Source organism: Rhizobium sp. CNPSo 3670, from assembly GCF_057784555.1.
This window is the reverse complement of the sequence record NZ_JBXSOL010000004.1, coordinates 16,156-29,854: the sequence shown is the minus strand read 5'-3', so window position 1 is coordinate 29,854 and position 13,699 is coordinate 16,156. Positions and strand designations below refer to the sequence as shown.

Annotated in this window: 13 protein-coding genes; 7 read left to right on the top strand and 6 right to left on the bottom strand. The window is 63.4% G+C overall.

All coding sequences use genetic code 11. From position 1 onward, the window contains the following. The first annotated feature begins 53 nt into the window (after nt 1-53). The 4 genes from AC13QO_RS04835 to AC13QO_RS04820 all read left to right on the top strand — a co-directional run bounded on the left by AC13QO_RS04835 (nt 54) and on the right by AC13QO_RS04820 (nt 5,184). The gene (locus AC13QO_RS04835; RefSeq protein ID WP_285193691.1) at nt 54-572 is read left to right on the top strand and encodes a FecR domain-containing protein; all 519 of its coding nucleotides are present in this window, start codon (nt 54-56) and stop codon (nt 570-572) included. A 5-nt stretch (nt 573-577) separates the two neighbouring features. Then, the gene (locus AC13QO_RS04830; RefSeq protein WP_488540025.1) at nt 578-2,434 is read left to right on the top strand and encodes a CHASE2 domain-containing protein; all 1,857 of its coding nucleotides are present in this window, start codon (nt 578-580) and stop codon (nt 2,432-2,434) included. Between the two features lie 98 nt (nt 2,435-2,532). After that, entirely contained in the window at nt 2,533-4,482 is a 1,950-nt protein-coding gene (locus AC13QO_RS04825; protein WP_488540024.1) for a DEAD/DEAH box helicase, read from the top strand. 42 nt (nt 4,483-4,524) lie between these two features. Continuing rightward, nucleotides 4,525-5,184, top strand: coding sequence for a class I SAM-dependent methyltransferase (locus AC13QO_RS04820; RefSeq protein ID WP_488540178.1), 660 nt, complete (start codon nt 4,525-4,527; stop codon nt 5,182-5,184). Between the two features lie 16 nt (nt 5,185-5,200). Here AC13QO_RS04820 and AC13QO_RS04815 read toward each other — a convergent pair whose 3' ends face one another. Genes AC13QO_RS04815 through AC13QO_RS04795 form a run of 5 tightly spaced genes read right to left on the bottom strand, consistent with a single transcriptional unit; the run spans nt 5,201 to nt 10,659 of the window. Continuing rightward, on the bottom strand, nt 5,201-6,424 hold the full coding sequence (locus AC13QO_RS04815) for a molybdopterin molybdotransferase MoeA (protein ID WP_488540023.1): 1,224 nt from the start codon (nt 6,422-6,424) through the stop codon (nt 5,201-5,203). Continuing rightward, nucleotides 6,421-6,918: a cyclic pyranopterin monophosphate synthase MoaC gene (gene moaC / locus AC13QO_RS04810; protein WP_488540022.1), complete on the bottom strand. Its 498-nt coding sequence runs from the start codon at nt 6,916-6,918 to the stop codon at nt 6,421-6,423. The genes AC13QO_RS04815 and moaC overlap by 4 nt, the downstream gene beginning before the upstream one ends. Before the next feature lies 1 nt (nt 6,919). After that, nucleotides 6,920-7,732, bottom strand: a complete 813-nt coding sequence (gene trpC / locus AC13QO_RS04805; RefSeq protein ID WP_488540021.1) for an indole-3-glycerol phosphate synthase TrpC — start codon at nt 7,730-7,732, stop codon at nt 6,920-6,922. A 9-nt stretch (nt 7,733-7,741) separates the two neighbouring features. Continuing rightward, on the bottom strand, nt 7,742-8,758 hold the full coding sequence (gene trpD, locus AC13QO_RS04800) for an anthranilate phosphoribosyltransferase (RefSeq protein WP_085778215.1): 1,017 nt from the start codon (nt 8,756-8,758) through the stop codon (nt 7,742-7,744). 8 nt (nt 8,759-8,766) lie between these two features. Further along, nucleotides 8,767-10,659: a peptidylprolyl isomerase gene (locus AC13QO_RS04795; protein ID WP_221128323.1), complete on the bottom strand. Its 1,893-nt coding sequence runs from the start codon at nt 10,657-10,659 to the stop codon at nt 8,767-8,769. Between the two features lie 219 nt (nt 10,660-10,878). On the opposite strand from AC13QO_RS04795, the gene AC13QO_RS04790 reads away from it, so the two are divergent. Continuing rightward, a complete protein-coding gene (locus tag AC13QO_RS04790) occupies nt 10,879-11,160 on the top strand; it encodes a hypothetical protein (protein WP_085780070.1) in 282 nt (93 codons plus the stop codon). Nucleotides 11,161-11,232: 72 nt separating this feature from the next. Here AC13QO_RS04790 and AC13QO_RS04785 read toward each other — a convergent pair whose 3' ends face one another. Then, a complete protein-coding gene (locus AC13QO_RS04785; RefSeq protein WP_064802691.1) occupies nt 11,233-11,487 on the bottom strand; it encodes a GlsB/YeaQ/YmgE family stress response membrane protein in 255 nt (84 codons plus the stop codon). A gap of 546 nt (nt 11,488-12,033) precedes the next feature. Here AC13QO_RS04785 and AC13QO_RS04780 point away from each other — a divergent pair. Then, nucleotides 12,034-12,192, top strand: coding sequence for an entericidin (locus AC13QO_RS04780; RefSeq protein ID WP_085778213.1), 159 nt, complete (start codon nt 12,034-12,036; stop codon nt 12,190-12,192). Nucleotides 12,193-12,677: 485 nt separating this feature from the next. Continuing rightward, complete coding sequence (locus AC13QO_RS04775) at nt 12,678-13,571, top strand: transglutaminase family protein (RefSeq protein WP_097599347.1); 894 nt, start codon at nt 12,678-12,680, stop codon at nt 13,569-13,571. Nucleotides 13,572-13,699: the final 128 nt, after the last annotated feature.

Here is a 13,699-nt window from a genome sequence, read left to right as displayed (position 1 = left end):
CGGTTGGCGGGCGCTTTCGCAGATGCAGTTCCGCCCGGTCACGGGGGCTTTCCATGAATATAACGGTTCTCAAGCTGTTTGCCGCCGGGCTCGCTGCCGGCCTCATTCCGCAGGGCGCGGTACTCGCGCAATCTGCGGGCTGCGCGATCTCGCGCGATGGCGGCGCCCGCCAGACGCTCAGTTGCCCTGGTGGCGTCAAGGTGACGGCGGAGGCCGGCGCGTCTTTCCAACTCTCCGACCGCAATCGCGACGGCAGTCCCGATTCGGCGTCGCTACGGCGCAAAGCGATCCTCGTCGATGTCGACGGCAGCCAGCATGCGGGTGGTTTCCAGGTGGTGACACCGCAGGCGATCGCTGCCGTGCGAGGCACACAATGGGCTGTCGACGTCGCGGGCGACAAGACCTCGGTCCTTGTCGTCAGAGGCAGCGTGGGCGTCCGCCGGCCTGCCGGCGAGCCGGTGGTGCTGTCACCGGGCGAGGGCGTCGATGTTAGCAGCGGAACCGAACCGCTGGTCGTGCGCCGCTGGCCCGCGCCCCGCGTCGCCGCCCTTCTTGCCCGCCTCGGCCAATAAATGCCATGAGTCACCGCTTGCTGACCGTGATCGCGCTGCTGCTCGCCGGTCTTTGGGGGGCGGCGCTCGGCTATCTCAATCTCAATGGCGGGATAGGCTTTCTCGACCGGATGGAGGCCTCGCTCGCCGACATTCGCAGCATCGTCGTCGGAGCGAAGGCGCCGCCTCCCGTCGTCTCGATCGTCGCAATCGATGACCGTACGGCGGCGGCCCACGGCTATCCCCTGGACCGGGCGACACTGGCGCGTCTGGTCAATGCAATCAACGCTTTGAAGCCGAAGGCTCTGGCTCTCGACATCCTCCTCGTTGATCCGGGACCGGAGGAGGGCGATGCAGCACTGACCGCTGCCCTTGGAGAGGGACCGAGCGTGATTGCGGCGGCGGCCACCTTTGCGCAGAGCCGGCAGCGGGTTACCGACTTGGCGGACGATCCGCTTGCCGCCATCCCTGAAGCAGATCAGCTTCTCTTGCCGCTTCCGCGCTTTGCCAGCGCGGCCGCGGTCGGTGTCGTCAATGTCGCCACCGACCAGACCGGCACGCCTCGTTTCATTCCACTGATCTCGCGCGCCGCAGACCGGTTGGATCCGGCTTTTCCGCTGCGAACCGCCTCGGTGGCGCTCGGTGTCGATCCCAGCATCGAACGCGATGCGATCACGCTCGGAGCATTGCGCATTCCCACGGATATTGGCCAGCGCCTACCGGTGACCTTCTATGGCCGGCGCGGCAGCATCGCCACGTCAAGCGCCGCCGACGCGCTTGATGGCAAGCTGGCGGCGGACGCGGTCAACGGCCGCATCGTCGTCATCGGCTCGACTGTCACCGGCGGCGGCGACGTCTTCCCGACGCCCTTCGATCCCGTGATGCCGGGCGTAGAGGTGATGTCCACCGCGATCACCCATCTCGTCACTGGCGACGGCATGGTGCGCAACCACAGGATCAGGCTGATCGATGCCGCCATCGCCGTCGGGCTGGCGATCATGCTGGTTTCGCTGACCGCCTGGCGGCGAAGTGCTGCGGGCTATGCCATCATAGTGTTGGTGCTGGTCGTCTGGGCAATGCTTAATCTGGCGGCGTTTGCGCATGGCTATTGGCTAAGTGCCGCCCTGCCGATCGCCGCAGCGTTGCCGCCAGTGCTGATCTTCGGCGCAGCCGAGCTCTGGCTCGACCGCGGCCGCGCTCGCCATTTCGCCGAGCAGAGCGCGCTGCTGCAGCGCATCGAGGCGCCCGGTCTTGGAGAATGGCTGGCGCGCCATCCGAACTTCCTCGCCGCCCCGGTGCGCCAGAACGCGGCCGTCGTCTTCATCGATCTCTCTGGCTTCACCGGCCTCAGCGAAACCCTCGGGCCGGTCAAGGTGAGCGAGATGCTGAGTGGTTTCTTCGAAATCATCGATGAGGAGGCACGGGGCCACGGCGGCGCCATTACCAGCTTCATGGGCGACGGGGCGATGATCCTGTTTGGCCTGCCGGAAGTCGCCGACGACGATGCCGCCCGGGCCATCGCCTGCGCGGTGCGGCTCTGCGAGCGCACCCGCGCCTGGCTTCGAACGCAGGGGGGCTTTGCCGGGAAGAAAATCGGTTTCAAGGTTGGCGCCCATTGCGGGCCGATCGTCGCCTCGCGGCTCGGCACCGGCGACAGGCAGCAGATCACGGCGGCGGGCGATACGGTGAACGTCGGGAGCCGCCTGATGGAGGTCGCTGCCCGCCATGGCGTCGAGCTGGCACTCAGCGCCGAAATCGTCGGCGCCGCAGGCCCGGACAGCGTGCTCCTCAAATCAGGCCGGATCGAAGGGCCGCTGGAAACCGAACTGCGCGGCAGGGCAAGCCATATTGATGCCTGGCTGTGGCGCAGCCGCACGCTTTGACAATCGCTGCGGGAGCGGCTAGGAACGGCGCAAATATCCCGCCGGCTGGCTCCGGCCATGGCGCATTTCGCGCCTGAAAGCTCCGAAAGATCGAACTCATGACAGAATTCAACGGCGTCGTTCCGGCGATCGCCAAGGCGTTGCAGAAACGCGGTTACGCCGAACTCACCCCGGTACAGCAGGCGATGCTCGATCCGGCGCTTGCCGCTTCGGACGCACTCGTCTCGGCCCAGACCGGCTCCGGCAAGACCGTCGCCTTCGGATTGGCGCTGGCGCCGACGCTTCTCGACGGTAGCGAGCGCTTCGGTGCTGCCGGCGCCCCGCTTGCGCTGGTCATCGCGCCGACGCGGGAGCTTGCCCTGCAGGTGAAGCGCGAACTCGAATGGCTTTATGAAATGACCGGCGCGGTGATATCAAGCTGCGTCGGCGGCATGGACATCCGCAGCGAGCGCCGGTCGCTCGAGCGCGGCGCCCATATCGTCGTCGGCACACCCGGCCGGCTCTGCGATCATATCCGCCGCCATGCACTCGACATGTCGGAGCTGAAGGCCGCTGTGCTCGACGAGGCCGACGAGATGCTCGATCTCGGCTTCCGCGAGGATCTGGAATTCATTCTCGACTCGGCGCCGGACGAGCGCCGCACGCTGATGTTTTCGGCAACGGTGCCGGCGGCGATCGCCAAGCTCGCCAAGAGCTACCAGCGCGATGCCGTGCGGATCAGCACCGCGGCCGAGCAGAAGCAGCATATCGATATCGAATATCGGGCGCTTGTCGTGGCCCCGAGCGACCGCGAGAACGCGATCATCAACGTGTTGCGCTATTACGAGGCGACCAACGCCATCGTGTTCTGTTCGACGCGCGCCGCCGTCAATCATCTGACCGCGCGCTTCAATAACCGCAATTTTTCCGTGGTAGCGCTGTCCGGCGAGCTGACGCAGAACGAGCGCAGCCACGCGCTGCAGGCGATGCGAGACGGGCGCGCCCGCGTCTGCATCGCAACCGACGTCGCCGCCCGCGGCATTGACCTGCCGGGTCTCGACCTCGTCATCCATGCCGACCTGCCGACCAATCCGGAAGCGCTGCTGCATCGCAGCGGCCGCACCGGTCGCGCCGGTCGCAAGGGCATCAGCGCCATGATCGTGCCGCTGAATGCCCGGCGCAAGGCCGAGCGCCTGCTCGAGAATGCCGGCATTTCCGCTGCCTGGGCGCGGCCGCCGTCGGCCGAGGAGGTGAGCGAACGCGACGACGAGCGGCTGCTCGCCGATCCGATCTTCCACGACGCGCCGCAGGAGGAAGAGCGGGGACTGGTGCAGCAACTGCTTTCCAGCCATGGCGCCGAAAAGCTCGCCGCCGCTTTCCTGCGCCTTTACCGCACCAATCATTCGGCGCCGGAAGATCTGATCGAGGTTACCGTTCAAGACGATCGCAGCCGTAGGCGCCGTGACAATGCCGCCCCCTTCGAGCCGGCGCAAAAGGGACCGCGCGAAGATTTCGGCGCGAGCGTCTGGTTCTCGGTCTCGGTCGGGCGCAAGCAGAATGCCGAGCCGCGCTGGCTGATCCCGATGCTCTGCCGCAACGGCAACGTCACAAAACGCGAGATCGGCGCGATCAAGATGCAGCCCGAGGAAACCTATGTGGAGATTGCGGCAGCGAGCGCCGAGAGCTTCCTGAACGCCATCGGACCGAACAAGGCGCTCGAACGCGGCATCCGTGTCACAAGGCTTTCCGGCACACCTGACCTCAGCCGCGCGGCTGCTGCGAAGCCCTATGCCGGCAAGGCATCGCGAGATGAACGGCCGGGCGAGGAGTCCCGCGACGAGCGGCCGAAGAAAAAGTTCGGCATGGGTTCGAGCGGCGGCTATGCGGCAGCCGACAATGGCGGCGGAGAACGGCGCGACGCCAAGCCTTGGAACAAAAAGGCCGGCAAGATCGGCTACGATGGCGCGAAATCCGACAAGCCTAGATATGACAAGCCCAAATTCGAGGGCGGCAAATATGAAGGCAAGGGCGGAGCGAAAGGCAAATTCTCGAAGAAAAAGCCGGGCTGATTTCTATCAAGCAGGATTCTTGACCGGCAGGATCAGATGACGATGAAACACTCCGGCATATCTCGTGTCGATCCGGCCGCCTTCATCAAGGCCAATCTGCCGATAGCAGCGGTCCCGTCTATCCCCGAGATCCTGCTCCACTCGGCCGGGCCTGCGAGCGGCCTCTGGCGGCTCGCCGACCGCGGAGAGGCCGATACGCCGCCGTACTGGGCCTATCCCTGGGCCGGCGGCGTCGTGCTTGCCCGCCATCTGCTCGACTGCCCGGAAAAGGTCGCCGGCCGCCGCGTCCTCGATCTCGGTGCCGGCTCCGGGCTGGTGGCCATCGCGGCGGCGAAGGCTGGAGCAGCGATGGTGATGGCGGTCGATGTCGATGCCAATGCGATTGCAGCAATCGGTCTCAACGCAGCCATCAACGGCGTGACCATCTCGGCGGTCGCCGCCGATATCCTCGATGCGCCGCCACCGGAAGCGACTGATCTGATCGTGGTCGGCGATCTTTTCTATGATCCCTCGCTTGCCCTGCGTGTATTGGCCTTTTTGCGGCTTTGCCGGGCAAGCGGCATAGAGGTGCTGGTCGGCGATCCCGAGCGAGCCTATTTGCCGGATCGAGAACTCAGGCGAATCTCGACACAGGCGGTTGCGGACTTCGGCGCGATTGCCAGCAGTAGCGCGGTGCAAGCGGGCGTTTTTTCGCTCTCCTGATCGGGAAGAGGCGAGACTATACGAGAAGATCCGGCCGCAGCAGCATGACAGGGCAGTGTGCTCCGGCCGGGAGTTCCGGCGCGTGCGGCGGACGGATAATGAGACAGTCGGCTTGCGCGAACACCTTCATCATCGAGGAATCCTGCTTGCCGAAGGGCTCGGCGAGCCAGTTTCCGGAAACGGACTTCGTAAGTTTCGCTCTGATATAGTCCTGCCGGTGATCATTGGCGCGCAGTGTGACGGCAGCCTCCACCGTCGTCTCACGCCGTACCGGCGGCAGGGAGGCGAGCTTGCGAATCAGTGGCTCGAGGAACAGCAGCGAACAGACGAGGCTTGAAACCGGATTGCCGGGCAGGCCGAGCACATGGGTTTCGCCGAAGCTGCCGACCATCAGCGGTTTGCCGGGGCGCATGGCGATGCGCCAGAAATTGAGCTGCATCCCGGCTTCCATCAGTGTGGCCTGCACCAGATCATGATCGCCAACCGACGCGCCGCCGAGCGTGACGATGACATCGGCCTTGGCATCCCGGGCCTTATCGACCGCTGCGGTGATTTTTGCCTTGTCGTCGGGCACGATGCCGAGATCGAGTACATCGGCGCCGGCTTTCCGGGCCAGAGCTGCGATACCGAAGGTATTGGAGGCGATGATCTGCGAAGGTCCGGGAGTGCTTCCGGGCGGCAGCAATTCGTCGCCGGTTGCCAGGATGGCAATCAGCGGGCGCTTGAGAACCTCGACATCGGGCCGGTTCATGCCGGCCGCGACCGTCAGTCGGGAGAAATCGAGCACGGTGCCGGCAGGCAGCACCGCTTCGCCTTCGGCGAAATCCTGACCGCGGGGGCGCACATGCTGGCCTAGCCGCACCGGGAACCTGGTTCTGATGCCGCCGTCGATCTTCTCCGCATCCTCCTGCAGCAGGACGCTGTCGGCGCCCGGCGGAACAGGCGCGCCGGTGAAGATACGCACGGCCTCTCCCTGGCCGACGCTTCCGTCGAAGCCGTGGCCGGCGGCCGACGTGCCGATGACCTTCAGTTCAGCACCCGGCTCCGGTGCGTCCTCGCGGCGCAGCGCATAGCCATCCATGGCCGAGGCATTGAAGGGTGGCTGGGTCAGGCGCGCGGTAAGATCAACCGCCAGAACGCGGCCTTCAGCCTCGGCCAGCGGCAGCGCCTCCGACGCAGCGACGGGCCTGGCGCGGGAGAGCAGGCGGTCCAAGGCGTCGGCGACCGGCAGAAGGTTCATCTTGCCTCCGGATGACGGAAATCGCCTGATTTGCCGCCGGACTTTTCGAGCAGCCTGATGGCGCCGATCTCCATGGCCTTGTCGGCGGCCTTGGCCATGTCATAGATCGTCAGACAAGCGACCGAGACGGCGGTCAGCGCCTCCATCTCAACACCGGTCTTGCCGGTCAGCTTGGCGGTGGCGGTGACGCGCAGGCCGGGCAGGGCGGCATCTTCCTCGATTTCGACCGTGACCTTGGTCAGCATCAGCGGATGGCAGAGCGGGATGAGATCGGCGGTGCGTTTCGCCGCCATGATGCCTGCAAGGCGCGCCGTGCCGATGACATCACCCTTCTTGGCATTGCCCTGACGGATGAGCGCAAGAGTTTCCGGCGCCATCTTCACATGACCCTCGGCGGTGGCGATGCGCACCGTCTCGGCCTTGTCGGAGACATCGACCATATGCGCCTCGCCGGAGGCATCGATATGGGTCAGACCGGGCTTTTCGCCGCTCATATCATTCGGCCGCGATGGCGGCTTCGCCGAAGAGCAGCGCGCGGGTGGCCGCCGCCACGTCGTCCTTGCGCATCAGGCTCTCGCCGACAAGGAAGGTATTGATGTCGACGGCCTGCAGGCGCTGGCAATCGGCATGGGTGAAGATGCCGCTTTCTCCGACGAGGAGCCGATCACCGGGGACCATGGAGGCAAGCGTCTCGCTGACCGTCAGGCTGACTTCGAAGGTCCGCAGGTTGCGGTTGTTGATGCCGATAAGCGGCGAAGAGAGCTTCAGCGCCCGCTCCATTTCCGGCGCGTCGTGAACCTCGACCAGCACGTCCATGCCGAGCGAAGAAGCTTCGTCCTGCAGACGCTCTGCATCGTCATCGCTCAGCGACGCCATGATCAGCAGAATGCAATCGGCCCCCCAGGCGCGCGCCTCGTGGACCTGATAGGTCTCGAACATGAAATCCTTGCGCAGGGCGGGCAGCGCGCAGGCAGCACGGGCCGCCGTCAAAAATTCCGGTGCGCCCTGAAAGCTCGGCATGTCGGTCAGCACGGAAAGGCAGGCGGCGCCGCCGGCTTCATAGGCTTTTGCCAGCGCCGGCGGATCGAAGTCCGGGCGGATTAGGCCCTTGGATGGGCTTGCCTTCTTGATCTCGGCAATGAGACCGAACTGGCCAGCCTCACGCTTGGCAAGGAGCGCCCGATGAAATCCGCGAGGCGCTGACTGATCGGCCTGCATCGCCTTCAAATCGGCGAGCGACACCGTAGCTTTGGCGGCGGCTATTTCCTCGCGCTTGTAGAGTTCGATCTTTTTCAGGATATCGGTCATCGGCCAATCCTAATCGATATCGTTGGAAACTGCGATGAGTTTGTCGAGGGCGAGCGCCGTGGCGCCGCTATCAAGCGAATGCGCGGCCAGCGCCATGCCGTCGCGGATCGTCTCGGCTTTGCCCGCGATGACGAGCGAAGCGGCGGCATTGGCGAGCGAGACATCGCGATAGGCATTCCTGGCGCCGCCGAGCACTTCGCGAAGCGCTGCGGCATTGGCGACGCCATCACCGCCCTTGATATCGGCGAGCATGCAGGGGCTGACCCCGAAATCGGCGGGCGACAGCTCGAAGGTACGGATCTTGCCGCCTTCGAGCGCCGCCACCTTGGTGACGCCGGTCGTGGTGATTTCGTCGAGGCCATCGCCATGCACCACCCAGACGCATTCGGAACCGAGATCGCGCATGACTTCCGCAAGCGGCACTAGCCATTGCGGCGAGAAGACGCCAAGGAGCTGGCGGCGGACGCCGGCTGGGTTGGAAAGCGGCCCGAGCAGGTTGAAGATTGTGCGCGTGCCAAGTTCGACACGCGAGGGGCCGACGTGGCGCATGGCGGAATGATGCAGCTGGGCGAACATGAAGCCGACCCCGGCATCCGCGATGCAGCGCGTGATGATCTCGGGACCAACATCGATGTTGACGCCGAGAGCTGCCAGATTGTCTGCTGCGCCCGATTTCGAGCTCAGTGCCCGGTTGCCGTGCTTGGCGACGGGCACACCGGCACCGGCGACGATCAGTGCAGCCAGCGTCGAGATATTATAGGTGCCGCTGGCATCGCCGCCGGTGCCGACGATGTCGATGGCATCGGCCGGCGCTTCGACGGTCAGCATTTTCGACCGCATGGTGTTGACGGCGCCGACGATCTCGTCGACGGTTTCGCCACGCACGCGCAGCGCCATCAGGAAGCCGCCGATCTGCGAGGGCGTCGCCTGGCCAGACATCAGGATCTCGAAGGCGGCACGGGCCTCGTCACGCGTCAGCGGCTCGCGGCTTGCGGCCTTGGCCAGGAACGGCTTCAGATCGGTCATAAAACCTCCTAGCGGACCGCCGCCTGTTCGGCGAGCGTCTGGTTGATCGAAGCCCCATACTGTGTCTGCAGCAGGTTGACCATCTGGTCGAGAATATCATCGCCGGCGGCATTTGCCATGGCGGTGAGCTGGGCGTCGCGGTTGTTCAGCACGTCGCCGGTCGGCTGGCTGTTGACCTCGGTGACCTTCATCAGGATCTGCGTCGAGGGATCGGCGCCGACCGCGCTCGCAACCGTATCGACAGGGCCGGAGAAAGCGGCCTTGACAGCGGCGCGTCCGAGAACCGGATCATCGGTGGAGCGCGTGATACCGCTCTTGCTTTCGACGGCAATGCCGAGCGGCGCTGCAATGTCCGCAAGGGCGGTGCCCTTTTGCGCCTGGGCCTTCAATTCATCGGCTTTCTTGGCGAGTTCGGCCTTCTGCTGCTCTGCTGTCCAGTCCTCGACGGCTTTCTCGCGCACCTCGGCAATCGGGCGGTCCCGGTCCGGCGTGATTTCGCGGACGTTGAACCAGACATAGCCGTCATTGCCGATCGGAAGCGGCGAGGCATCGACGCCGACGTCGGTCTTGAAGGCTTCGCCGAGCAGCTGCTGCTTGGCGGGAAGATCCTTGACCTCTTTGCCGTCCTTGTCGGCACCGGTCGCATCGACGGCGTCGACGGTCACCGCCTTGAGCTTCAGCTGACCGGCGATATCTTCGAGCGTCGCGCCGCCGGCGCGCATATCCTCGATACGGTCATGAACATTGATCACTTCCTGAGAAGCGTTGGAAAGCGCCAGCTGCTTGCGGATGTCTTCCTTCACCTCGTCGAAGTTCTTGACCGTTTCCGGCTTGATGTTGGTGATGCGCAGGATGACCGGGCCGAACGAGCCATCGACGACAGGCGTCGTGCCGCCATCCTTCGACACCGCAAAAGCGGCATCGGCGACGGCCTGGTCGGGAACCTTGTCCTTGGTGAACTCGCCGAGCAGCACGTCGCTTGCCGTCTTGCCCTGGTCGGTGACCAGCTGATCGAAGCTGGTGCCGCCCTTCAGCGCCGTTTCGGCGGCGGTGGCGAGATCCTTGCTGGTGAAGGTCAGCTGTTCGATCGTCCGGCTTTCCGGCGTGCGATAACTGTCCTTACCCTTCTCGAAAGCTTCGCGGATCTGGTCGTCGGTAACGGTTGCGGCATCGGCGATATCGGCCGGCTGCAGCTTGAGATAGATGAGCTTGCGGTATTCCGGTGCGCGGTAGCGTTGCTTGACGCCTTCGAACCAGCTCGCCAGCACGTCGTCGGCGGGCGCCTTGATCGGCTCGATATTGGCGTTGGTCAGCAAAAGGTAGTCTATGCTGCGGCTTTCATCGCCATAAAGCTTCAGTGCGTCGATCAGCGTCTTCGGCGCGGTAAAGCCGTTGGAAACGGCATCGACGATCTGGCTGCGGACGGCGACCTTGCTGCGCTCCCTGATGTAATCGTCCTGGCGAATGCCGGCATTGCGCAGGCGCGAAACGAACAGCTCGCGATCGAACTGGCCGTTGACAGCCTTGAAGGCCGGATCGTCGGCAATCAGCTGGGCGAGACGATCCTCGGACAGGCCGAGGTTCATATCTTCGGCGAGCTGGTCGAGCGAGGCGCCCGCAACGAGCTGTGACAGCACCTGCTGCTCGACTCCGAAGGCGCGGGCCTGCTCGGGCGTGAGGCGCATGCCGAACTGCTGGCCGATGCTTGCCACCTGACGCTGATAGGCAAGGTGGAATTCGTTCACCCCCACCTTCTGATCGCCGACGGTCACGACAGTGGTGCTGCTGCCGCCAGATATCAGCTCGCGCGATATGCCCCAGATGCCGAAGGAGGCCACCAGGAGAAGCAGGAGCAGCTTGGCAACCCAGGTCTGAGCAGCTCTTCTCAGAAGATGGAACATGGAAAAGCAAACCTCGCAGTATTATTGACCCGCGCACGGGCAGACATTCGACGTTCCTTAAAACAAAGCCGACAGGAAATGAAGGGTTGTCACGCGAAAAGCTGCGCATGGCCGCAAGCGCGACGCAAGGCGTTGATGGCGAACAAAAGATCGGCTGCCGGCGGAACCTTTCAGGCCGCCATTTCGTTGAAGCGGCATCCCATGAAACAGGAGCAGACCATGGCAGAATTGAAAACCGCTTCCGCCGAATCCACCGCTGCGCGCGTCAAGGCGGATATCGCAGCAGACGATCTGTCGGCACAGGTTACGGCACTCCGTGAAGATCTCTCCAGATTGACGGACAGTGTGCGGGCGCTGGGGCAGGGGGCAAAGTCGGTGGTTACGGACGAAGCTTCGCTGATGACGGAACGGCTGCGCGACAAGGTTCGCGAAGAACCGATCATGGCGCTCGCGGTAACGGCAGGCGTAGCCTATCTTTTCGGCCTGCTGAGCCGCCGCTGAACACGGACTTCGGGACAGAAAAGCCGGACGCAAGGCGCGCCCGGCTTTTAGTCATGTCTGCCAGTTATGCAATCAGCGGCGGATGGCGCGGCCGATGAAGATCAGAATGCAGGCACCGATGAAGCCGGTGATCAGGTAACCAAGCCACCCCGCCAACGGCTGGATGTGCAACAGACCCAAGATCCAGTTGGCGACGATCGCGCCGACGATGCCGAGCAATATATTCATGAGCACGCCCATATTGCTGCTCATGACCTTTTCTGCCAACCATCCGGCAATGCCGCCGATGATGATGGCCGCAATCCAACCCACGCCTGCGTTTTCCATAGTGATCCCTCCTGGTGAAACAACTCGCAAGAATGCATGAAACAACGGAAAGTTCCACTCCTGGAGGAACTTAGGGATGCAGCACGGTGACCGGGGTTTCCAGCAGGTACACGACGAGTTGGAACATTAGGCCGCTTAGCGCAAGAATTGCGAAGCCGAAAGGCATGATCAGGCTTTTGCTAAACATTCTCTCCTCTCCCGTTTTGAGTAAAGCATAAGCCGAAGTGCGTGCTACGCAAGGTTATTACTAACAATTGGTTAAGTGAGATATTTAAGTAAAATGATAAATTCCAAGCGTGATCCCGCACGTTGTTCGCGGATATCATTCTGAAAGACACGGATAAATGGTATGTGCCTTCGATTCCCGCCCGGCAATTCTACGTTTCGGAGAGTTTTGGCTGAAGTAATCCGTTTCTCGACGGAACAGGGAGCCGTCGGATGCATCAATTCGGCGCAGGTGCTGAGTTATGTCCGGCCGCCGGCGGATTGATTTTGGCTCGGACTGCGTCATTTTTCCGGGGGTTCGTTCAATCAGGGAAAACCTCGATGCCAAAAGCTGCAATCGCTATCGCCTGCTGCCTCTGCCTGCTTACGCTCGCCGGCTGCGGCAATACCGCATACGGACTGAAGAAGGATGGACAGGAGGCGAGCCACGCAATGGATAATGCGACCCATCGGGTGCTTTCGGCCGGTGCCAAGAAGTAATGGCGGCTGCCGGCGACACGCAGCAAATCTTGCATGAAAAAAGCCCGCCTGGGGTGAGGCGGGCTTAGCATAACAGAGAGAATGGACGGACCAAAACCGTCCCGACTGATACAGCATTTCCTTAAGGGGCCGCCGTACGTCATTCGACGTAGCCGCGACCGTTCCGGCAGCGCGTCAGGATCGGGTCAGAAGTTGCCCCAATTCTGAGCGCGGGCACGGGCGCGAATAATCCGGTATTCGCGACCGCCATAGAGCGAACCGATGGTCAGCAGAAGCGTCAGAACGTCCCAGATGATATGCATGTTATCCTCTCAGGTTGGACGGCTCTGCCGTCGATCGGTGAAGGTACAATAGCAATCTTTCGATCCTGCTTATATGACAAGAAATCGGGATGAGCAGGGAAAGGAGCAGGGCGCTTGCGGCGTCTGATAAGACGCGCGGCGCTGTAGGAGCAGCAACGTGAACAAATCAGCCGGCGCCAGCCCATGACGATTTTCTCCGTCCGCCACATCACGTCCTATCGTTACCGCCGGGAGGTCGATTTCGGCGAGCATCGCCTGATGTTCCGGCCGCGCGACAGTTTCGACCAGCGGCTGATCGAGGCGTCGCTGACCACCTATCCGGAGCAAAGTCATGTGCGCTGGATCCACGATGTTTTCGGCAATTGCGTGGCGCTCGTCGATTTTTCCCGGCCGTCGGTTGAGCTTCGTTTCGAAACCTGGATCACACTCGATCATACGCCGCAGCTCGCCCCGGACATTCGGATCGACGAGGCGGCGCTGACCTATCCTTTCTCCTACGACAAGGACGAAATCGCCGATCTCGCGCCGGCGATGCAGCGCCATTATCCCGATTCGGGCGATGAGGTCGGCCGCTGGGCGCGCCAGTTCGTGCGCCTGGGGCACCCGACGGAGACCGGGCACCTGCTGATGACGCTGTGTTATGCCATTCGCGAAAGCTTTGTCTATGCACGTCGCCAGGAACATGGAACGCAAACGCCGCTGCAGACCTTGCACCTTCGCTCCGGCACCTGCCGGGATTTCGCGCTTCTGATGATGGAGGCGGCACGCTCGCTAGGCCTCGCGGCGCGTTTCGTCACCGGCTATGTCTACGTCCCCGACCGGGACGGCTCCACCGTGCTGGGCGGCGGTTCCACCCATGCATGGTGCCAGGTCTATCTTCCCGGGGCCGGCTGGGCCGAGTTCGATCCAACCAACGGCATCGTCGGCAACCGCGACCTTATTCGCGTGGCCGTTGCCCGCGACCCGCGCCAGGCTGTTCCTTTGAGCGGCAGTTACGATGGGCAGGGCTCAGATTTCGAGAACATGACGGTGCAGGTCAACGTGACCACGCGACAGCCGTGGGTTGCCGAGGGGTAATGATGCAGTGGCGGGGCAATGGTGAATTGCCTGGGCCAAAGTGCTTTGCCCGGGAAGGTGCGAGGCATATCGCGGGAACCGGGCGGCGCGATCGACGTTCCATACTCACCTCCGCCCATGCCGGGAGG

Excerpts from the sequence above, each read along its gene's own strand:
- AC13QO_RS04835 (WP_285193691.1), top strand. The coding sequence starts at position 54 with ATGAATATAACGGTTCTCAAGCTGTTTGCCGCCGGGCTCGCTGCCGGC.
- AC13QO_RS04830 (WP_488540025.1), top strand. The coding sequence starts at position 578 with ATGAGTCACCGCTTGCTGACCGTGATCGCGCTGCTGCTCGCCGGTCTT.
- AC13QO_RS04825 (WP_488540024.1), top strand. The coding sequence starts at position 2,533 with ATGACAGAATTCAACGGCGTCGTTCCGGCGATCGCCAAGGCGTTGCAG.
- AC13QO_RS04820 (WP_488540178.1), top strand. The coding sequence starts at position 4,525 with ATGAAACACTCCGGCATATCTCGTGTCGATCCGGCCGCCTTCATCAAG.
- AC13QO_RS04815 (WP_488540023.1), bottom strand. The coding sequence starts at position 6,424 with ATGAACCTTCTGCCGGTCGCCGACGCCTTGGACCGCCTGCTCTCCCGC.
- moaC (WP_488540022.1), bottom strand. The coding sequence starts at position 6,918 with ATGAGCGGCGAAAAGCCCGGTCTGACCCATATCGATGCCTCCGGCGAG.
- trpC (WP_488540021.1), bottom strand. The coding sequence starts at position 7,732 with ATGACCGATATCCTGAAAAAGATCGAACTCTACAAGCGCGAGGAAATA.
- trpD (WP_085778215.1), bottom strand. The coding sequence starts at position 8,758 with ATGACCGATCTGAAGCCGTTCCTGGCCAAGGCCGCAAGCCGCGAGCCG.
- AC13QO_RS04795 (WP_221128323.1), bottom strand. The coding sequence starts at position 10,659 with ATGTTCCATCTTCTGAGAAGAGCTGCTCAGACCTGGGTTGCCAAGCTG.
- AC13QO_RS04790 (WP_085780070.1), top strand. The coding sequence starts at position 10,879 with ATGGCAGAATTGAAAACCGCTTCCGCCGAATCCACCGCTGCGCGCGTC.
- AC13QO_RS04785 (WP_064802691.1), bottom strand. The coding sequence starts at position 11,487 with ATGGAAAACGCAGGCGTGGGTTGGATTGCGGCCATCATCATCGGCGGC.
- AC13QO_RS04780 (WP_085778213.1), top strand. The coding sequence starts at position 12,034 with ATGCCAAAAGCTGCAATCGCTATCGCCTGCTGCCTCTGCCTGCTTACG.
- AC13QO_RS04775 (WP_097599347.1), top strand. The coding sequence starts at position 12,678 with ATGACGATTTTCTCCGTCCGCCACATCACGTCCTATCGTTACCGCCGG.